Here is a 19,701-nt window from a genome sequence, read left to right on the forward strand (position 1 = left end):
TTTGTTGCAGGGTGGCTTCAGAAATGCTGCCAGCCGCCCTGTTCGAGCACAATATCAGCTCCTATTGCATCCAGAAGCCTGACACCGCGTCCTGTTTGCACTCGACCGATACGATGGACCGGGATTCCGGCATCTTGGCATGCAGACTGAAGCGCTCGTGATCGTTCGGGCGGGCATGTGAGAAGCAGTTCGTAATCGTCGCCACCACACAGGCGTTGCATGAGCCAGTTCTGCCCGAGCGATGCGGCAGCCTCCGAAGCAGGAACGGCTTCCGATTCGATAACGAGCTGGACGCCTGATTCCGTTGCGATGTGACCGCAATCCTGAATGAGGCCGTCTGAGATATCCATGGCTGCGTTGACAATGCCGTGAAGATTTAAGCCTGTTCTCGGCTGTGGCAGGCGGTATCGTGTGGCCAGAAATCCCGACGAATCCTTGAGCTTGCCTTGGAGAACGAGCAAGCCCAGAGCGGCATCTCCGATCGTGCCGGTCACCCAGATATCGTCGCCTGCGCTGGCGGTGTTGCGGCGAAGCGCCGTGTTCTGTTTGAGAAGTCCGAATACAGTCGCGGACAGAACCAATGGCCCAGAGATGGAAGTCGTATCGCCGCCGATCAGATGTACGCCATAGCGTCGCTGGTCTTCTGCGAGGCCGTGCGAGAAGGCGGAAAACCAGCTTTCGTCGTGTCGGCCTCCGCGTGGGACGGTTACGTTCAGTGTGTAGGCATGGGGCCGTGCGCCCATGGCCGCCAGATCGGACAGGTTGCACCGCAACAGCTTGCGACCGAGGGTCTCTGGCGGATCGTCGGAGAGAAAATGGACGTTTTCGACCATGGTGTCGGTCGAGATGGCGAACTCCTCGCCTACAGGACAGCGCATCAGTGCGCAGTCATCCCGCAGGTCGAGGGCTTCCGCTCCGGCGAGTGGCCGGAAATGACGGGCAATGAAGCTGAATTCGCCTGATCCGGCATTTTCGGGGTCCGATGTGCCCGTCATAAATCAGGCGTTGCCGTCATTACCGCTGCGGCTGAGAGTATCGAGAATGCCATTGACCATCTTGGGTTCGTCGCCGGAGAAGAAGCCGTGAGCGACGTCCAGATACTCGTTGATGATGATTCGGTCCGGTGTGTCCGTGCCGATCAGCTCAAAAACGGCGCCACGCAGCAATGCGCGCAGGACGGGGTCCAGACGCGGCAGCGGCCATTGTTCGGGCAGAACGGCGCTCAGCTTTGTGTCGATATCGTCCTGTCGACGGGTGACGCCAAGGACGATTTCCTGAAACAGTTTCAGATCGGCATCGGGGATATGGCCGTCTTCGAATAAGGCCGTGGAGCTGACGCGGCGATGGCGGATGAACTGGCTGATGACGGTTTCCGCCGTATCGCCGGACTGTTCGCACTGGAACAGCGCCTGAACGGCAGCGACGCGGGCAATCGTCCGGCTGCGGCGCGTCGGGTTGGTGGCGGGGGCGTCGGTAACGGTCATGGTGTCTCCTGGGAGTCGTCGGGGTGCGGCATGTCTGCTCCCCCGGGAATAGGTTTCATGTCGGCGAGGATTTTCGAGAATGCCTCGACCTCGCGGAAGTCGCGGTAAACGCTGGTGAAGCGGACATAGGCCACACCGTCCACTTCGCGCAATGCGTCCATCGCAAGCTGGCCGATGCGATGGGAAGAAATTTCATGTTCCCCCGAGGCCTCAAGCTGCCGGACCAGTCCGTTGACCAGTTGCTCCTGACGTTCTTCGGGAACCGGGCGTTTGCGCAATGCAACACGGATGGAGCGCGCCAGCTTGTCCCGATCAAACGGAACGCGCCTTCCGTCCGCTTTGGTGACGGAAAGTTCGCGGAGCTGAACGCGCTCGACGGTCGTAAAACGCTGCGTGCATGCCGAGCAGACGCGTCGGCGGCGGATGGCAACGCCATCTTCCGTAGAGCGGCTGTCCTTGACCTGGGTATCGTCATGTCCGCAAAAAGGGCAACGCATTCGCGATCCTGAGAGTTCGGGCCTTGTCGGGGCCGGGTAAGTGAGCGCACTTTACCGGATGATGCGTTCTGGCCCAAACGGGGCCTTGCGCGAGACTTGCCTACACTCACGGGAGACTGTCGTTGAAACGGGTATCTGTCCTGACCGCCCTCTTTGCTCTCACTGCGTCGCAGGCCTTCGCCCAGCAGTCCCTTTCAGGAACTGCGTCACCGCCGGATGCCGCTCATGATGCGGAGCACGTTGTGGTTCTGGACGGGACATTCCGCCCTTCGGCATATTCTCCAAATCGTGGGGCAGGCTACTTTACGATTCGCAACGACGATAGCGTGGATCATCTCCTGAATGGGATTTCATCTCCGCTCTGTCAGAACGTGGTTGCACATCATACGAACCAGCAGCAGACCGAAGGGGCGAATGACCTCTTCACCCATCTGGCTCTGCCTCACGACTCCACGATGATTTTTCCGCGCTCGGGCTATCATATGATGTGCATGGGTATTCGGCAGATGCCTGCCATAGGGAGCAAGGTGCCCTTCACCTTCGATATTCTGAATGCAGGCAGCATTACCGTCAGTTTCACCGTGACAGGGCCTGACGAACTGACCCATGACTGAGGCTTCAGTGGGCTGAGGCAGGCTCGCGGATTTCCCGCAGCACGGTCAGGACGGCGGTTCCGTAGCGGTCCAGTTTCGATGCGCCGACGCCTTTGATGCAGCCCAGCCCATCCCGGCTGTCTGGCTGTTCGCGGGCGATATCCCGCAGGACGGAATCGTGGAAAATGACATAAGGTGGGATTTCCTGCTCCCGCGCTTCGGACAGGCGCCACTGTCGCAAGGCATCGAAATACGGCTTTTCATCCGCTGAGAGGCGGTCGTTTTCCGTATTGCCGTCAGACCCTGCGCTTGCCGTCAATGCGGCTTTGGCTTCAAGCCTGAGCGCGACACGTTCCTCACCGCGCAGAATTGGGCGGGCAATCTCGCTCTGGAGCGCCAGACTGCCATATTCGCCATGCATCCGGATGGCGCCGCGTGCGATCAGTTGTCGAATGACGGCACGCCACCACTGCTCGCTATGCTCTTTGCCAATCCCGAACACCGAAAGATGCTGGTAGGCATTGCGTTCGATGGTCTCGTTGGTCTTGCCGCGGAGAATATTGGAGAGTTGGACTGCGCCAAGACGCTGGCCGGTGCGGTAGATGGCGGAGAGGACTTTCTGGGCGGCCTGTGTGCCGTCGAAGGTCGAGACCGGGTTGATGCAGTTGTCACAATGCCCGCAGGGTTGGGCGAGGTTTTCTCCGAAACAGGCAAGAAGCGCCTGTGTGCGGCAGCCTGTGGTTTCCGTAAGCGCGATCATGCTTTCAAGCCGGGCCTGCATCACGCGCTTTTCGTGGTCGGGTGCGGCGGACTGTTCGAGCCAGTATCGCGCCCGCGCCATATCTTCTCCGCCATAAAGCAGGAGCGTGTCGGAAGGCTCGCCGTCGCGCCCTGCCCGTCCAATCTGCTGGTAATAGGCTTCCGGCGATGAAGGCATGTCCAGATGGACGACGCAGCGCACATCAGGCCGGTCGATGCCCATGCCAAAGGCGATGGTTGCGACGATCACCATTTCCTCGCCGGAGCGGAAACGCATCAGGGTTGCGCGCTTTTCCATGGCGGACAGGCCTGCGTGAAACGGCAGGGCTGTCAGTCCTTTGTCGCGCAGCATCGTGGCGACGCGCTCGGTCTTGTTGCGGCTGCCGCAATAAACGATAGAGGCGCCTTCGCGGTGACTTTGGAGTGTTTCGAGGAGCTGACGGCTTTCGCTGGCTTTGGCGCGGGCTTCCACGATCAGGTTGGGGCGATGGAAGCTCGCCATCAGAACCCCTGCGTCGGGCATGCCCAAGGCGTTCAGGATATCGTCGCGTGTTCGCGGATCGGCTGTGGCCGTCAGAGCAATGCGTGGAACGCCGGGAAACATTTCAGGCAGGCTGGCAAGTGCGCGGTATTCCGGACGGAACTCATGCCCCCAGGCCGAGATACAATGGGCTTCGTCAATGGCGATCAGGGAAATCTGGCGCTTAGACAGGAAATTCGCTGTGGACGGCTGAAGCAGGCGTTCGGGGGAAATATAGAGGATGTCGATCCGGTTGTTGCGCAGATCGCTCTGGAGTTGTTCGCGTTCATCCGGTTCAAGCCCGGAATGGAGGGCGGCTGCCCGAACCCCAAGCTGTTGCAAACCGGCCACCTGATCGTCCATCAGCGCGATCAGGGGTGAAATGACGAGACCCATGCCTTCACGACAGAGCGCAGGAACCTGATAGCACAGGCTCTTGCCGCCGCCGGTCGGCATGAGGACGAGAACGTCTTCGCCTCGCATGACCGTTTCAACGGCCTCCTGCTGGAGGCCACGAAACCCCGAAAATCCGAAGATTTCAGCCAGAACGCTCTCAGGAGACAGCGCTGTACCGGCACCCGTCTGATCGGGAGGCGTGGTCTGCGATTGCGTCATTTCTGCTTCCGGATCAGAGACCCGGAACGATAGTGATGGAAACGCGGCGCAGGGCGACGTGCGAATCTTCAAGCTGACTTGGCGTGTAAGGCGTCATTTCGATCTTGGCGCCGTTGATACCGTCATTGCTGAGCTGTGTGGCAACAACCTGCGCGCGGCTTGTGGCCAGTTCCTTCAGAACTGCAGCATCACCATTCACCCCGGCAGAGCCGGAAACGCGGACGACCGTGGCATGTTCAGCGCGGGCTGCTGCTGCGGCTTTGGTGACGACAGCCTGTGCGACAGGGCTGAGTGTGACGGATTCACGGTCGAAGAAAACGACGTAGCTGTCGCGCGTGGGCTGTTCGGCGCATCCTGCCAGCGCAGCTGACAGAACGAAAACCGGGGCCGCGATGCGGATGAGGGAAAGGAAACGTGCCATGGCGTAGCGTCCTGTCAGGGTGGAAAGGCGTGAAGCTGGGTCGGCGCGGGGCCGTTCAGCATGCACTGGAAATAACCTGTCTGTCTTCCAGACGCCAGATGCGGTCAAGTTTTTCCACGCCTGTCAGACGATGCGCGATCAGCAGGACACTTCGCCCTTCGGTCGCGTTATTGAGCGTTTCGAGAAACGCGCGCTCGGTATCGGCGTCCAGCCCCGTTGCCGGTTCGTCAAGAACGAGAATGGGCGCATCGGACAACAACACGCGGGCCAGAGCAATACGGCGCCCCTGCCCGCCCGAAAGTTTCGAGCCGCCTTCGCCGATCCATGTCTCAAGTCCGTCAGGCAGGCTGCGAACGACATCCGCGATCCGGGCCTGCTCCAGAGCTGTCCAGAGGGCTTCTTCGGAAATATCTTCCCGGCCCAGAAGCAGGTTGCCACGGACCGTATCATCAAACAGGTGGCTGGCCTGTGACAGCCATGCGATCTGGGAGCGGAGATCGCTGTCGCGCAGGGTGTTGATATCAGTCCCGCCCAGCAGGATCTGGCCCTGAGCGGGAGATGCGGCCTTGAGGATCAGCGCGGCCAGACTGGATTTTCCAGCTCCGGAAGGCCCGATCAGCGCCGCGCGCTCTCCCTGACGCAGGGTCAGGCTCAGATTGTGGAAGATCGGCGCCCGATCCGGCGTCCAGCTGAACGTCACGTTTTCGAGACGCAGATCCCGTCCGGTCGGGAGCGGCGCGTTGCCCTCTGGAGCCGGGGGAGCCTTATCGGCAATCTCAACGATCCGCTGGGCGGCGTGGTTGACCTGTCCGCTCAGCAGGCCGGCCCGTGCTAGACCCGTCACACCTTCGAGGGCTGTGATGGCAACGAAAAGCGCTGTAAGGCCAGCGACTGCCGGTGCTTGGGGGAACAGGAGTCCAGCCACCGCGCACAGGATGATGGCGATGCCCCCTTTAGCGATCAGGCCTGCAAAACCCTGCATGAGCGCCATACGGGTCTGCTGACGCCGCTGGGCCTTGAAGAGGGTTTCCTGACGCTCCGTAACGACCGCGGCGAGGACGTCTTCCGCACCGAACGCACGGGCCTCGCGGAGGCCCGAGGTCAGATCGAGTGCAGCAACCCGAAGTTCGGATTCCGCATGCAGGATGTCCGGCCCGAAACGTTTGGACAGGTGCGCGCCCATCAAGGGCAGAACGAAAGCGAGAACGGCAAAGAGTGCGCCGGTCAGCAGCCCGGCCTGTGTTCCTGCTTTCATCCAGACGATCGTTGCGATCGGAAACGTCAGCAGCGCTGAAACCAGCGGGACAAAAATGCGCAGATAGAGGTTGTCGAGCGTCTGGACGTCGGACACCAGACGGGAGAGCAGATCCCCCGAACGCTGGAAACCCAGACCTGCGGCAGCGCCGCCAGCGAGTTTGCGATAGAACCAGACCCGCAGGTCCGCCAGAGCGCGGAACATGGCGTCATGAGTATACAGACGCTCCACATAGCGCAGGACAATCTGGGCGGCACCGGACAGGCGCAGAAGAAGATAGGCGGCTCCAACGCCGATTGCAGCCCCCGCCAGACGGCCGCCTGCCTGCCCCATCAGGGCCAGTCCCGCACACACAGCCAGTTCAGCAATGATGATTCCTGTAATGAGCCGCGTATATTGCGGACGCCAGACCTGAAGAATCCGGGAAAGCGCAGTTTTGCTGCGTGTTTCCGGGTTCGTGGGCAGCGAGGCACTCATGCGGCTTCTCCCGTAAAGGCGATGGCGCGGCCACCATCAAGGACAAGATGGCGTCCCTGAAACTGTCGGGCCTGTGCGGAATGGCTGCAAAGAATGACAGTCCGGCCTTTTGCCAGGTCTTTCAGGCTCGCGAGAATGCTGGCCTCGGTTTTCGGGTCAAGATGGGAGGTTGGCTCATCAAGCAGCAGAAGCGGCGAGTTTTTGAGATAGGCGCGGGCAATGGCAATGCGCTGCGCCTGACCGCCTGAGAGACCGAAGCCGCCCTCCCCGATCCGCGTTTCCAGGCCATCTGGCAGGGATGAGAGGTACTGATCGACGGCAGCCGCGGAAATGGCATCGTCCAGTTCGTCGGCCGTCGCATCGGGCTTGGCGAACAGGATGTTCTCACGGATGGTTCCGGCAAACAGGACCGGCTTCTGACCGATCCAGCTGATCAGGGAGGAAATCTGTCGCGGAGAAAAATCCTGCATGTCCTGCCCATCAAACAGGATGCGTCCCTGGGACGGAGAGACGAAGCCGAGCAGCAGTTCCAGAAGCGTGGATTTACCTGCTCCGGAGGCGCCTTCCAGAATCAGCGTCTCGCCTGCGGCAAGAGCGAAGCTGATATCGTGAATGACCGTGCCGCGCTGCTCGTCCCATGCAAAAGAGACGTTCTCTGCCGTGACTGAAATGCCGCCGTCGGCATGGAGGATATTTAGGGTGGCGACCGTCCGTTCGTTTAGCGGGGCCAGTTCATGCATGGCTTCGGCAGCGGCGGTAGCGTGCGCGCGATCCTGATAAGCTGCTGAAAGTGCCCGGAATGATGCAAATGCTTCGGGAACCAGAAGAACGGCGTAGAGCGCCCGGGTCAGAACTGCGTTGGACGGATGCCCCATGAGGGTGTGAGCCTGCGTTACGACAATCAGCACGAGGGCTACGACCATCGCCACATCCGTGGTGGCGGAAGCAAGAAAGGCGATCCGCAGGACTTTCATGGTCCGTTGGCGCAGATCGTCGGCACTTTTCGCCAGAGCCTGTGTTTCGCGCTCGGTTCCGCCTGAGAGAACGATGGTTGCAATCCCTTTCACACGGTCCAGAAAACGTGTTTGAAGGCGCGCCATGGCCAGAAACTGTTTGCGTGACGCCACAGCCGTAGCGATTCCGAAGACGGCCTGAAAGATGGGAAGGACGGCGCAACAGGCAGCGAGGATCAGGCCAGCCTGATGATTCTCTAGGTAAACTGCGATCACGACCAGCCATTGAGAGACCAGCCAGAGCGACGCGGCAGGCAGCCAGCGCGCAAAATAGCCATCGAGCGCTTCGATCCGGTCAACCAGCGTTGCGGCGATGGCTGCGCTATGGTGGCGGCGCAGAAGAGCTGGTCCTTCATTGAGGATACGATCCAGCACTTCTTTTCGCAGACGGCGGCGACCTTGAATTCCGGCGGATATGGCCGTCATTTCCTGCACGGTCGAGAGAATGACCCTGAGGAGGCAGGCCAGAAGGAAGGCGACAATCGCCGGACCGATACTGTCCGTGTCGTGTGTCAGCACTGAGGCGAGCGTTCGTGCCAGCGCCCAGGCCTGCAGGAGTCCCAGCAGGGTTGAGAGCAATCCTAAACATACTACGACAGAGGTTCGGGAGCGGCTGGCGCGTCCCTGTGCCTTTACCCACGCTTTTGCGATTGTCTTGTCGGCCTTCATGACCCCTGCATATAGGTCGCAAAAGCGCGACAAGACAGTGCCTCAGGCAATTCTTGCAGCTTATTTAGAGTTTTTTGTGGTTTTGGCGGCGAAACCTGCGGCTGTTACGTGATTACCGCACCGAGTCTTCGTCGTGATTAATGGCCTCGCGCGCCATGGCGAGTGCCGTAAGGGACGGGCGTTCTGGAATGAAACGCAGAGTGTACCAGGTTCCGTTTTCATTGCTGACGGTCATGTCCGCATTGATTTGCCGGGCAAATCCACGAATGAGCTGCATACCGATCCCTTCCCTGCGTGTCCGGGACTCGCTGGCCTGACACGCATCAATGCCAATACCGTCATCACCAAGCTTCAGTTCTACCAGTCCTTCTTTGTCAGGATCTGGCGGAACAACTTTGTGCAGGGCAATGACGATATGTCCTGCCCGCTCGCCGGGAAACGCATATCGCAGGGCATTGCTGAGAACTTCCGTCACGATCAGCGCAATCGGAACTGCCTGATCAGGGGAGATCAGGACGTGTTCGATATCAAGTCGAAGCCGGATACGGGTCTGGGCATTCATGCTGTTAGCTGACAGCAGAAGGCTACAGAGTTCTTCCAGAAAGCTCTGGACGTCCAGAGCCGAAAGGCCGTTTTCCGAGTAAAGATAACGGTGCAGGGTTGCGAGTGCTCTTACCCGATCTCGCACGAGGCGGAATTCTTCGCGTGCTTCATGGGAGCGGATGCGGCTTGCCTGAAGGTTGAGTAGAGATGCCACGACCTGCAGGTTGTTCTTCACACGATGATGGATTTCTCGAATCAGCATGTCCTGATTTCGGGCCGACTGCTCCAGATCCTTTTCATGTTGGGTCAGGCGTCGTGTGGCGCGCAGGAAAGCTTTTTCCAAATGTCGAATTTCAAGGGGGATCGAGTGATCGATTCTGGGAGCGAACAGTGCTCCTCTCCTCCAGTCTGCGACGGCAAGCGCCAGCTTTTCGAGAGGATCGACCAGAAAAACACTTGCGCCCAGTGCGACGCCCAGCAGTTCCAGCACCAGAAGACCGACAATCAGGCTGACCCGGATCAGAAAGATATTGAGAGCGTGACTTTCCTCGGCTGTGCGTTCGGTCACAACAATCAAACTGACCGGCCCGTAAGCGTTTTGGAATGCATATGTGATGCCTTGGCTCGTAAAGACATCATGCTGGCTTAACGAGGTGATATCCCGTTCGAGGCGGGTCATTGCTTTTGGGGGCAGCTTTGCTGCTGCAGGACGATCCGGAAAAAGCGAGTAAAGAGAACCATCTGGCATGGCGAGCAAATGCTGGGAATGATTGTCTGTCCCAAGAAGAAGACGGCTGTCTCCTTTTGGCAGACGACTCTGCTGCCAACCCAGAGTTCTGATCGCAATGATGTAGCCAGAAACAGAATTGTTATTGAGAATGGGAACGACAAATTTCAGGAGCGGGCCCCTGTCTCCCTTCAGAACGTCAACTCCGACAACGGGAAGCTTGGCAGAAGCTGACATCATCGACGACGATGTGTGTTCCTGAGAATGACAAATTGCCGGGTCCTGTGTCGAAGGAGAAGGCAACACAACCGATGGTCGCCCTTCTACATCTGTTAACATCAACAGGCAGTAATGATGCTGGGAGACGGTCTGGACGAGCGCGAATTCCCTTAGCGCATTCCCTGAGGAGATATCTCCGTCAGCCAGCATATCCAGTAGCGTATGGGTTTGATCCAGATTCGTTGTAATTTCCGAAATCGTAAGCTGTGTGTCGCGTTCGGTACGCAGGGCGCTATTGCCGACATTCTGCTGATAGCTGTGCCAGGCCAGCATGGACGCGATGACTGCGAGAGGAAGGGTAGTGGCGACAATCAATGCCATGACCCGCGCACCGACTGTATCAAGCATCCGGATATGACGCAGAGCGCTGCGTCTGCGAAACAGACGGTGCCAGCGCTTTGGATTCAGGTCTGGAGAACCAGACCGTATAACAGTCACTTGTTTCGATCTTCCTCGATCAGTCGGAGGAGTTCATCGGGAATCGGCTCATTTGCAACATCATCGAAAAGTTGATGTAGGCCTCGGCTCAGCCAGATACCAAAGGGCGATTCTTGCTTCTCTGCCTTGGTATCCTCGACTGAAGACTTCCGCTTGTCTCCTGCGGTCATGGGCTGGTCCCGAACCTTCCTGATACTGATTATGGCGCGAACTACGGTTTTCTTTTAAGAAACCGTTGCGGGATGAACTGCCAGAAACAGTCTTACGAAAACAGAGCGTTTTCTGCAATTGCTTCCAATCCGCAATGGATTAGGATCTTTTATTGCGGATATCAGGATCAGGACAGCATGAGATCGTCGCACGGACGGCCAGCGCGGCTTCGGGCATCCATGGCGTCCCGCAGTGCTTTGACCTTGACGCGCAGCTTGTCATTGGTGGGAAGATCCCCGCTCATCCAGGCTTCCAACTGACGACGTGCCCGGAAGACACGGCTTTTTGCCGTACCAACGGCGCAATCCGTTGCTTCTGCCAATTCTTCGTAGCTCATACCCTGAATCACGACCATGACGAGCGCTTCACGCTGGTCGGACGGAAGGCGTGACAACGCCATCGACAGGTCTTTCAGAGCGAGATTGTCTTCATGGGTTGCCGGACTGGCGAAAGACGAAGCAGGTACATCGTCAATATCAGTTGTCTCGCGACGCTTGCGAAGATCAGAAATAAACCGGTTGCGCAGAATACGATGCATCCAGGCTGAAAAATTCGTCCCAGGTATGAAGCTGTTCTGTGCGGCCAGAGCGTTGCACACGGCGTCCTGTACGAGATCTTCTGCAGCGGCTCGGTTGCGGGTCAGGGACAGAGCCTGAACACGCAGCTTTGGAAGAATGGCGATGACCTGATCGTGGAACGTCATGGAACTGACTCCTGATTTCGTCTGTTTTCAGGAGACCAATGAATGACGGATCGAAAATGTTGCATCCAGACGAAAGAAATTTTTGAAAATAAAGAAATCGCTTCAAAAACCCCCAGATTCAGCCGATGTTTTTTCGGCATCTTCCCCTGAAATCGAGGAAGAGATGGCAGCCAACTCCGCGAGTTGGGCGCGTGCGCGGGAAACGCGCGCTTTCATTGTTCCAGCAGGCACATCGCAGACTCGGGCGGCATCTTCATAAGAGAGTTCCTGCCCCCCAACGAGGATCAATGCCTCACGGAGTAAATCTGGCAGCTTCCACAAAAGTTCTCCAAGATCCTGAACAGCATCGCGGGCACTCTGACGTGATGGTGCGGCTGTTGATGGCTGCATATCAAGTTCGATATCGAGCATGATTTCCTGTTCACGACTGCGTCGACGCGTCTGCTCGTAAAAAGCATTTCTCTGAATTGTGAAGAGCCATGCTTTAAGGACGGTTCCTTGTTGGAACTGATTCTGAGAGGCCAGTGCGCGGACAATTGTGTCCTGAACCAGATCATCGGCTGCGCTTACATCACGCGTCAGAAAACGTGCGAAACCTCTTAGATCCGGGAGGGCCTGAAGCAGGTCGCGATGAAAGTCGGTTTTTGGGGACGGTGGGCCTGACGAATGCCCGTCGGATGCGGATGTGGTCAGAAGAAGATCCTTCACGCGACATTCCAGATGGCCGCGCAGCCACAGAGACTATACGGAGATTGGGCATCGTGTCATGGTTATTCAACCTTCATAACGGGACGCACCCGATCAGGGTGGATCCATAATATCTTTTCAGGGGGCCAGCGATACATGACCGACCCGGCACGTCAGGAACTCGTCAAAGCGCTTCCCTACGCCCGTCGCTTTGCCCGCGCCTTGGTCGGTGATCAGAAAACGGGCGATCAACTCGTAGCGATTGCCCTAAAGGAGCTGGTGGAAAGTTCACGCAGGAGTGATCTTTCCGCACGGCAGGCTCTCTATGGTCTGCTGGTGAGTGCATTCATGGAACGGCACGGTGCGGATGCCAAGGTCGGCATGCCCCTGCGCCAGCGTGCTCTTCTTCTGTTAACGTCTCTCGAAGAGCAGTCTCTGTCTTCCAGTGCTCATGCTTTGGGTCTGACCGACGAGCAGGCAGCAGCTGAACTCAATAAAGCGCGTGAAGGACTTCAGGAAATCGCGCAAACCAGCGTTCTGATTATTGAAGATGAGCCGATCATCGCCATGGACATTCAGGATCTGGTCGAGCGCTGTGGCCATAAAATTGCAGGTGTAGCGCATACAGAGGCTGATGCTGTCGCATTAGCTGCGAAAACGAAACCCGGCCTCATTCTTGCGGATATTAATCTTGGTGGGGGTGGGGACGGTATGCAGGCCGTAGGGCGTATCCTGCGGACGCACGACGCACCGGTCATTTTTGTTACGGCCTATCCGGAGCGCCTGCTAACGGGTGAAACGCAAGAGCCGTCTTTCGTCATCACCAAGCCATTCGAGCCAATGACGCTGGCTGTTGCGACCTATCAGGTTGTCACTGGTGGGGTTACGCCCGTCTGATGGCATAATTTGGAGAGGGGTGGCTTGCGGCGGGTGCTCCGCTGCGACACATAAGGAGCCATGTCGGCACCCATCCTCTCTCTTCAGAATATTACCTATACTCTTGGCGGACGACCGCTGCTTGATGGCGCGGAGCTTGCTGTTCTGCCCGGTGAGCGTATCTGCCTTGTCGGACGCAATGGCTCCGGAAAATCCACGCTGCTGAAGATTGCTTCGGGCGATATCGTAACGGATTCCGGCAAGCGTTTCGTGCAGCCCGGCACAAAGGTCCATTACCTCGCGCAGGAGCCGGATCTTTCGCGCTACGCCACGACTTTCGATTATGCCTCTGAAGGTCTTGATGAGACCGAATCTTACCGTGCGCGCTCCATGTTGGCGGAACTCGGGATGACGGGCGAGGAAAGTTGCCAAAGTCTTTCGGGCGGTGAAGTGCGACGCTGCGCCCTCGCCCGCGCTCTTGCTGCTGAGCCTGATCTGCTGCTGCTGGACGAGCCGACCAACCATCTGGACCTTCCGTCTATCACATGGCTGGAAAAAGAACTGTCTGCCTCCCGTTGCGCGATGATCGTTATCAGTCATGACCGTCGGCTGCTGGAGACTTTGTCTCGCAGTGTCGTCTGGTTGGAAAATGGCGTGACGCGACGGCTCGATCAGGGGTTTGCCCGCTATGAAACCTGGCGCGATGAGGTTCTGGAGCAGCAGGAGCGTGATGCTCACAAGCTGGATCGCCAGATCGCGCGGGAAGAAGACTGGATGATTTACGGCGTCACGGCACGCCGCAAGCGCAATGTCCGCCGTGTCGGAGAGCTGGCAGCGCTTCGGGCGCAGCGTCGTGAGCTTGCTTCCCGCAACAAGGGGACGCTGCGGATGGCTGCGACAGATGCCGAAAGCGCAGGCAAGATCACGATTGCAGCAGAAGGCGTCAACTGGGCCTATGAGGATCGGGCCATCGTCAGGGATCTCGATCTGAGAATTCTGCGTGGTGATCGGCTGGGTCTGGTGGGAGCGAACGGCGCAGGAAAAACAACGCTTCTGCGTCTTTTAACCGGGAAGATGGAGCCGCAATCCGGCGCCATCAAGATGGGGCCGTCCGTGGCTATGGTGACGCTGGATCAGCAGAGGGAAAGCCTCGATCCGACGAAGACGCTGGCCGAGACCCTTGCGGGTGGCAGTGGAGATATGGTGCAGGTCGGCGACGAAAAGCGCCATGTCATCGGGTATATGAAAGACTTCCTGTTCCGTCCTGAACAGGCTCGCACCCCGGTTGGAAAACTCTCAGGGGGAGAGCGCGGTCGGCTGGCGCTGGCGTGTGCTCTGGCCAAGCCGTCGAGCCTCATGGTTCTTGATGAGCCGACGAACGATCTCGATCTGGAAACGCTGGATCTTCTTCAGGATATGCTGGCCGACTATGCGGGTACGGTTCTGCTGGTAAGCCATGATCGTGACTTTCTGGATCGAGTGGCAAGTTCGGTTTTGGTGTCAGATGGCGGTGGTGAGTGGATCGAATATGCGGGCGGCTACTCGGACATGCTGATTCAGCGTGGAGAGGCTCCGGCAGGTCGTGCAATTTCCTCTTCTGGAGCAGAAGAAATTGCACCAAAATCTGCTTTGAAAGCAGACAAAAAGACGAAAAAGCTCAGTTATAATGACAAGCGTGCTCTGGATCTGCTGCCTAAGAAAATGGCTGATCTGGAGAAGAAGATTCAAGCCTATCGCGACGTTCTCGCAGACCCGGAACTCTATAGCCGGGATTATGCAAAATTCGAGAAGACCACGCAGCTTCTGGAAATTTCTGAGAGGGAACTAACCCAGTCGGAAGAAGAATGGCTTGAGCTGGAAATGAAAAAAGAACTTCTTGAAAATCAGTAATTTGAAAGAAATTCTTTAGCTTTCTGGTGAGGATGGGATCAGGCCGGAAAGCTCCATGATCTCTCTGGATCGCTTGATGCTGTCCGTGACACGGATGGCAGCGTCCAACGCTCTGATCCCGGCCTGTGCATCGACCAGAACCGGAGCGCCGTGAAGGCACGAAGCGGCGAAAGCCTCATGTTCAGCTGCCAGATTGTCATGGTCTTTCCAGCTGATGGCTTCACGGCGGAAGCCTCCGGTGCCCGGAAGGGGAAGGCCCCGTTCACGGCCGATGAAGCTCAGCTTGCGCTCCATAAAGTCGGCAGAAAGATATCCGTCCTGTGAGAACAGTCGCATACGGCGTTCTGTTTTCAGCGAAATCCGGCTTGCCGTGATGGTAGCCACGCATCCGTTTTCAAACCTGACGCGGGCGTTGGCAATATCTTCATGCGCGCTCGAAACAGCCGCGCCCAGTGCGTCGATTTCCGCGATGGGGCTGTCTACGATCGCTAGAACGAGATCAAGGTCATGGATCATCAGGTCGAGAATGACCGAAACATCCGTCCCGCGGGGTTTGTATGGAGCAATGCGGGTTGCCTCAATGTAGAGTGGCGCCTTGATCCGTTCGGTGATGGCGCGATGTTCGGCGGAGTAGCGCAGCAGGTGTCCAACCTGAAGGATTTTTCCGGTCTGTTCTGCCAGTTTAGCGAGGGCATATGCCTCTTCCAGCGTCGCGGCGATGGGTTTTTCGACCAGAACGTGTCGCCCGGCTCTAAGAGCCTGACTGGTCAGAGGAAAATGATATTCCGCCGGGGCCGCGATAATGACGGCATCGACCTGTTCAAGAAGATTTTCGTAGCTTGTGGCAATTCCGCAACGAACTTCTGCTGCCACAACGGCTGCGCGGGCTGGATCGGGATCATAAAGAGCGACAAGCTGTTCGGCCGGGTTTGCTGCGGATTTGAGGGCGTGAAACCGTCCGAAATGACCGGCCCCGACGATACCGACACGAAGCTGCTGCGCTGTATTCATGCAGGTACGCTTATCAGGCGCGCTGTTTTCCGGGAAGGTCGTGCGCGCTCAAACAGGCAAAAGGTTGCATCGGCATGGCGGAAACGGCATGGTCCCGGCCAGAAAATGATCTGAAAAACGATCTGTCCAAATCCGCCGAGGACGTCTCGACCTGATATGATGTATTATAGCCGGCTCAGACTGCTGGGCGTCGCAGGCATCTGCCTGATTGGCGTGCTCCTGTGTCTGCCCAATTTCCTGCGTTCTCCCGCACCGTCCCTGCCCTGGCGGCAGATCCATCTGGGGCTCGATCTGCGGGGTGGGTCCTACCTTCTCCTTCAGCTCGATCTGAAATCCCTTGAGCATGATCGTCTGCAATCCCTTCAGGATCAGGTGCGCCAGACCCTTCTGGATCACTCTCTCGGATACCGGGATTTCGTCCGTGATGATGCGACCGCAAGCCTGAGCTTTATGCCGCGTTCGGATGCCGAGCGTGATGCAGCGTTCAAGGCCATGCAGTCCCTGCCGCCTGTGGTGCCGAACGAATTCACGACGTCTGAAAAAGACGGGCGGATCGTTCTGACACTTCAGCATGAGGCGATGTTGGCTCGGGCCCGTGAAGCTGTGGCGCAGTCCATTGAGATCGTTCGCCGTCGTATTGATGCCACGGGTGCGATTGATCCGAGCATTGCGCGTGAAGGCGACGACCGGATTGTTGTCGAGCTCCCGGGGGTCAGCGATCCCGAGCGGATCAAGAGCCTGCTGGGTACGACGGCGCGCCTGACGTTCCGCCTGCTCGCTCCGAACCCGAGCGTTGCGAGCCCCGGCTCGACGATGCTGGAAGACGAGAGCATGCATACACAGGTCGCGGTTCAGGATCATGTTGACGTTGACGGCACGGATCTGACGAATGCCGGTGCGGTAATCGATCAGCAGAGTGGTGGCTGGGCGGTGACGTTCCAGCTCAACAGCGCGGGTGCGACGGCGTTTGCGAACGTCACACGGGCCAATGTTGGCAAGCGCTTTGCGATCGTTCTGGACAACAAGGTTATTGAGGCCCCGAACATCATCAGCCCGATCACGGCTGGAAACGGTCAGATCACGGGTGGCTTTAATGCGCGCAGTGCGTCGGATCTGGCATTGCTACTGCGCGCCGGTGCGCTGCCTGCTCCGCTGTCGGTGGTTGAACAGCGCACGATCGGCCCGAGCCTTGGTGCTGCGTCCATTCGTGCCGGTATCATCAGCCTGCTGACCGGTCTGCTTCTGGTCATCGTGTTTATGGTGCTGTTTTACGGGCGTTTCGGTCTGTATGCCGATATCGCGCTGTTTGCGAACCTGATCCTGATGGTTGGGATCCTGTCGCTGTTTCAGGCGACGCTGACCCTGCCGGGTATGGCCGGTATGCTGCTGACTTTGGGTATGGCCGTTGATGCCAACATCCTGATCAACGAGCGTATCCGCGAGGAAGTGAAGCGCGGCCGGGGTCCGCTTCAGGCTCTGCAGGCAGGTTTCGACCGCGCGACCGGCACGATCATCGACAGTAACGCCACGGCATTTCTGGCGCATGTCATGCTGTTCGTGTTCGGAACAGGGCCGGTGCGCAACTTTGCCCTGACGATCACCATCGGTATCGTCACGACCCTCTTCACGACCCTCCTGCTGTCACGCCTTCTGGTCGTGCGGTGGTACGCCCTCGCCCGTCCCAAAGAACTTCCGGTCTGATCGTCATGCTGTCACGTCCTCTTTTCCGTTTTGTCCGTGACGATCAGCGCATCAATTTCATGCGCGGCCGTCACATGGGGCTGATCGTTTCGGCGGTCCTCTCCATTGCTTCCGTCATCCTGTTCTTCCAGCCCGGTCTGAAGCTTGGGCTGGATTTCCGTGGTGGCATCATCGTGGAAGCCCAGACCCCCGGCCCTGCCGATTTCGGCAAGCTCCGCGCCGCGCTGGACCATGCCGGTATTCATCCGGACGCAGTTCAGGCGTTCGGGTCGCCGCGCGATGTTCGAATTTCGATCAACGCTCCCGAAGGTGCGGATCGCGAAGCGCAGACCCAGAAGCTGGTCGACGGCGTCAAGAACGCCATATCGGCTGCTGAACCGGGCACGCAGGTTCTGCGTGCTGATGCCGTGGGGGCTTCAGTATCGTCTGAACTGTTCCGCGACGGCCTGCTGGCGCTTGGCTTCAGCCTTGCGATGATTCTGGTCTATATCTGGGTGCGTTTCGAGCGTGAGTTCGCCATCAGTGCTGTGGTGACGCTTATTCTGGATCTGACCAAAACGATCGGTTTTCTGGCCATCACGCGTTTTGAATTCGATCTGGTGATGGTTGCGGCTCTTCTGACGATCCTGGGCTATTCCACGAACGACAAGGTTGTCGTTTACGACCGCATCCGGGAAAACCTGCGCAAGTATCGGACGATGCCGCTGCGGGAGTTGCTGGATCTGTCCATCAACGAAACCCTGAACCGGACACTTGGTACGTCTATGACGGTCTTTCTGGCAGCCCTGCCCCTGGCACTGTTCGGAGGAAGCACTCTGACCGGCTTTGCCACGGTCATGCTGTTCGGGATCGTCGTAGGAACGTCCTCGTCCATCTTCATCGCAGCGCCGCTTCTGCTTCTGATGGGCGAGAAGCGGTTGCGCAAAGAGACGGACGCAGGTTGATACGGTCTGCGCTCGAACACAAAAAAACCGGCGTCCCTTAGGGGAGCCGGTTTTTTTGTGCCTGCTCTGACGGATGGGTCATCCTGAGAGGAGTTTTCTGCGGAAGGTCCGCGAGAAGGTTGGAGAGCGCCTGATCGGCCTGACGGTTCGCAGATGAACTTTGCAGCTTCAGGGCGTTCAGGGTTGCTTGTTGTGCGGCCTTGTCCAGAGTGACCAGTCGGGTCAGTCCATCGGGACTGATCTGCCCGGTCATGACAGCTCCCCGCGCCATGCCATGCGCGATCAGATACGCATAAAGCCGGGAATTGGGGGATGGCGGCAGTCCCGTCATTTCAGGGCGTGCCGCGCATCCGGCCAGAAAGCCCCCCGCTACAAGCAGAGCCGTCGCAGAGCGCCAGACTACGGAACGTGAGGCTTTCTGGGGTGTCATCAGGAGTTTTTCTGGGCCAGCAGGTCGCGGATTTCCGTGAGGAGAACTTCTTCTTTGGTTGGTGCTGGTGGAGCGGCGGGCGCTTCTGCCTGCTTGCGGCTCAGTTTGCTGAGGATGCGGGTCAGCCAGAAGATGAAGAACGCAACGATCAGGAACTGGATCACGGAATTGAGGAACAGACCGATATTCACGGTCACTGCGCCAGCCTTCTGGGCTTCGGCGAGTGTGTCCTTTACCGGTCCCTTGAGGGTGATGAACAGGTTCGAGAAGTCGACGCCACCTGTGAGCAGACCGATAAACGGCGTCATGATATCCTTGACCGCGCTGCCGACAATCGCACTGAACGACGCACCGATCACGACACCGACGGCGAGGTCGAGAACATTGCCGCGCATGATGAACTTCTGAAAATCGCTCATCCAGCCCGGGGCGTGCAGGGCGTGTTTGGTCTCGCTCATATCAAACCTTTCTTGAGATCCGTGATGTCACGGTTGCAGGCCTGACATTCGAGCCCGCTTTCATTGCAAGGGATAAACGGACTCACATGATCCAGTAAAGGCTACTTTCATCTGGAGGCGGTTTCCGTTATACGCGCCTGATGATTCGCTCCGGTCGGCATCGGAGCTTTCTTTATGGAGTAGATATTCATGAAATCCGGCATCCATCCTGACTACCACGAGATCACCGTCATCATGACCGACGGGACCGAATACAAGACGCATTCCTGCTACGGTGAGCCGGGCGCGACGCTGCGTCTCGACGTTGATCCGAAGTCCCATCCGGCCTGGACGGGCGTCCAGCGTATGATGGATACCGGAGGCCAGGTTGCAAAGTTCAACAAGCGCTTTGCAGGCATTGGTACGCGCACGAAGTAATTCGGCGCCCCTCCTCCCGCCTCCTCTTGAAGGCGGACAGGTCAGAACCTATCTGGAGAATCAGCCGCGATGCCGTTCGGGTCG

At 58.1% G+C, this 19,701-nt stretch carries 20 protein-coding genes; 6 read left to right on the top strand and 14 right to left on the bottom strand.

Features of this window, described 5'->3' with window-relative positions; translation table 11 throughout:
- Positions 1–17 precede the first annotated feature (17 nt).
- Genes thiL through nrdR form a run of 3 tightly spaced genes read right to left on the bottom strand, consistent with a single transcriptional unit; the run spans position 18 to position 1,981 of the window.
- Entirely contained in the window at positions 18–995 is a 978-nt protein-coding gene (gene thiL / locus GKO01_RS07790) for a thiamine-phosphate kinase (protein WP_099286570.1), read from the bottom strand.
- Between the two features lie 3 nt (positions 996–998).
- Entirely contained in the window at positions 999–1,484 is a 486-nt protein-coding gene (nusB, locus tag GKO01_RS07795) for a transcription antitermination factor NusB (RefSeq protein ID WP_099286571.1), read from the bottom strand.
- Positions 1,481–1,981, bottom strand: a complete 501-nt coding sequence (gene nrdR / locus GKO01_RS07800) for a transcriptional regulator NrdR (protein ID WP_099286572.1) — start codon at positions 1,979–1,981, stop codon at positions 1,481–1,483. Before nrdR ends, nusB begins: the two co-directional genes overlap by 4 nt.
- Positions 1,982–2,103: 122 nt before the next feature.
- On the opposite strand from nrdR, the gene GKO01_RS07805 reads away from it, so the two are divergent.
- Entirely contained in the window at positions 2,104–2,595 is a 492-nt protein-coding gene (locus tag GKO01_RS07805; protein ID WP_099286573.1) for a copper chaperone PCu(A)C, read from the top strand.
- Positions 2,596–2,599: 4 nt separating this feature from the next.
- On the opposite strand, the gene recQ is transcribed toward GKO01_RS07805, so the two are convergent.
- The 8 genes from recQ to GKO01_RS07840 form a co-directional block, all read right to left on the bottom strand.
- A complete protein-coding gene (recQ, locus tag GKO01_RS07810; RefSeq protein WP_099286574.1) occupies positions 2,600–4,468 on the bottom strand; it encodes a DNA helicase RecQ in 1,869 nt (622 codons plus the stop codon).
- A 13-nt stretch (positions 4,469–4,481) separates the two neighbouring features.
- Positions 4,482–4,889 carry an OmpA family protein gene (locus GKO01_RS07815; RefSeq protein WP_099286575.1) on the bottom strand — a complete coding sequence of 136 codons (408 nt, stop codon included), beginning with the start codon at positions 4,887–4,889 and terminating at the stop codon, positions 4,482–4,484.
- Between the two features lie 55 nt (positions 4,890–4,944).
- A complete protein-coding gene (gene cydC / locus GKO01_RS07820) occupies positions 4,945–6,621 on the bottom strand; it encodes a thiol reductant ABC exporter subunit CydC (RefSeq protein ID WP_099286576.1) in 1,677 nt (558 codons plus the stop codon).
- Positions 6,618–8,303 carry a thiol reductant ABC exporter subunit CydD gene (cydD, locus tag GKO01_RS07825; protein ID WP_099286577.1) on the bottom strand — a complete coding sequence of 562 codons (1,686 nt, stop codon included), beginning with the start codon at positions 8,301–8,303 and terminating at the stop codon, positions 6,618–6,620. Before cydD ends, cydC begins: the two co-directional genes overlap by 4 nt.
- 112 nt (positions 8,304–8,415) lie before the next feature.
- Entirely contained in the window at positions 8,416–10,290 is a 1,875-nt protein-coding gene (locus GKO01_RS07830) for a sensor histidine kinase (RefSeq protein ID WP_244901378.1), read from the bottom strand.
- The gene (locus tag GKO01_RS15940) at positions 10,287–10,460 is read right to left on the bottom strand and encodes a NepR family anti-sigma factor (RefSeq protein WP_167383445.1); all 174 of its coding nucleotides are present in this window, start codon (positions 10,458–10,460) and stop codon (positions 10,287–10,289) included. The genes GKO01_RS07830 and GKO01_RS15940 overlap by 4 nt, the downstream gene beginning before the upstream one ends.
- A 167-nt stretch (positions 10,461–10,627) precedes the next feature.
- Complete coding sequence (locus tag GKO01_RS07835; RefSeq protein WP_099286578.1) at positions 10,628–11,203, bottom strand: sigma-70 family RNA polymerase sigma factor; 576 nt, start codon at positions 11,201–11,203, stop codon at positions 10,628–10,630.
- A 102-nt stretch (positions 11,204–11,305) separates the two neighbouring features.
- Positions 11,306–11,827, bottom strand: a complete 522-nt coding sequence (locus GKO01_RS07840; protein WP_244901396.1) for a sigma-70 family RNA polymerase sigma factor — start codon at positions 11,825–11,827, stop codon at positions 11,306–11,308.
- 219 nt (positions 11,828–12,046) lie between these two features.
- On the opposite strand from GKO01_RS07840, the gene GKO01_RS07845 reads away from it, so the two are divergent.
- Positions 12,047–12,787: a response regulator gene (locus GKO01_RS07845; RefSeq protein WP_099286579.1), complete on the top strand. Its 741-nt coding sequence runs from the start codon at positions 12,047–12,049 to the stop codon at positions 12,785–12,787.
- Positions 12,788–12,847: 60 nt separating this feature from the next.
- Positions 12,848–14,656 (top strand): ABC-F family ATP-binding cassette domain-containing protein, encoded by a 1,809-nt coding sequence (locus GKO01_RS07850; protein WP_099286580.1) that lies wholly within the window; start codon positions 12,848–12,850, stop codon positions 14,654–14,656.
- Between the two features lie 15 nt (positions 14,657–14,671).
- Here GKO01_RS07850 and GKO01_RS07855 read toward each other — a convergent pair whose 3' ends face one another.
- A complete protein-coding gene (locus GKO01_RS07855; protein ID WP_099286581.1) occupies positions 14,672–15,667 on the bottom strand; it encodes a Gfo/Idh/MocA family protein in 996 nt (331 codons plus the stop codon).
- A gap of 159 nt (positions 15,668–15,826) precedes the next feature.
- Between GKO01_RS07855 and secD the strand changes: the two genes are divergently transcribed.
- The gene (secD, locus tag GKO01_RS07860; RefSeq protein WP_099286790.1) at positions 15,827–17,368 is read left to right on the top strand and encodes a protein translocase subunit SecD; all 1,542 of its coding nucleotides are present in this window, start codon (positions 15,827–15,829) and stop codon (positions 17,366–17,368) included.
- A gap of 5 nt (positions 17,369–17,373) precedes the next feature.
- Positions 17,374–18,312: a protein translocase subunit SecF gene (secF, locus tag GKO01_RS07865; protein WP_099286582.1), complete on the top strand. Its 939-nt coding sequence runs from the start codon at positions 17,374–17,376 to the stop codon at positions 18,310–18,312.
- 37 nt (positions 18,313–18,349) lie between these two features.
- Here secF and GKO01_RS07870 read toward each other — a convergent pair whose 3' ends face one another.
- Both GKO01_RS07870 and mscL read right to left on the bottom strand, forming a co-directional pair.
- Positions 18,350–18,742: a hypothetical protein gene (locus tag GKO01_RS07870; protein ID WP_099286583.1), complete on the bottom strand. Its 393-nt coding sequence runs from the start codon at positions 18,740–18,742 to the stop codon at positions 18,350–18,352.
- Complete coding sequence (gene mscL, locus GKO01_RS07875) at positions 18,742–19,200, bottom strand: large-conductance mechanosensitive channel protein MscL (protein ID WP_099286584.1); 459 nt, start codon at positions 19,198–19,200, stop codon at positions 18,742–18,744. Before mscL ends, GKO01_RS07870 begins: the two co-directional genes overlap by 1 nt.
- Before the next feature lie 189 nt (positions 19,201–19,389).
- On the opposite strand from mscL, the gene rpmE reads away from it, so the two are divergent.
- Complete coding sequence (gene rpmE, locus GKO01_RS07880; RefSeq protein ID WP_062028708.1) at positions 19,390–19,617, top strand: 50S ribosomal protein L31; 228 nt, start codon at positions 19,390–19,392, stop codon at positions 19,615–19,617.
- Positions 19,618–19,701 lie beyond the last annotated feature (84 nt).

The sequence above is a fragment of the Gluconobacter kondonii genome (assembly GCF_002723995.1).
GTDB classification, from domain to species: domain Bacteria; phylum Pseudomonadota; class Alphaproteobacteria; order Acetobacterales; family Acetobacteraceae; genus Gluconobacter; species Gluconobacter kondonii.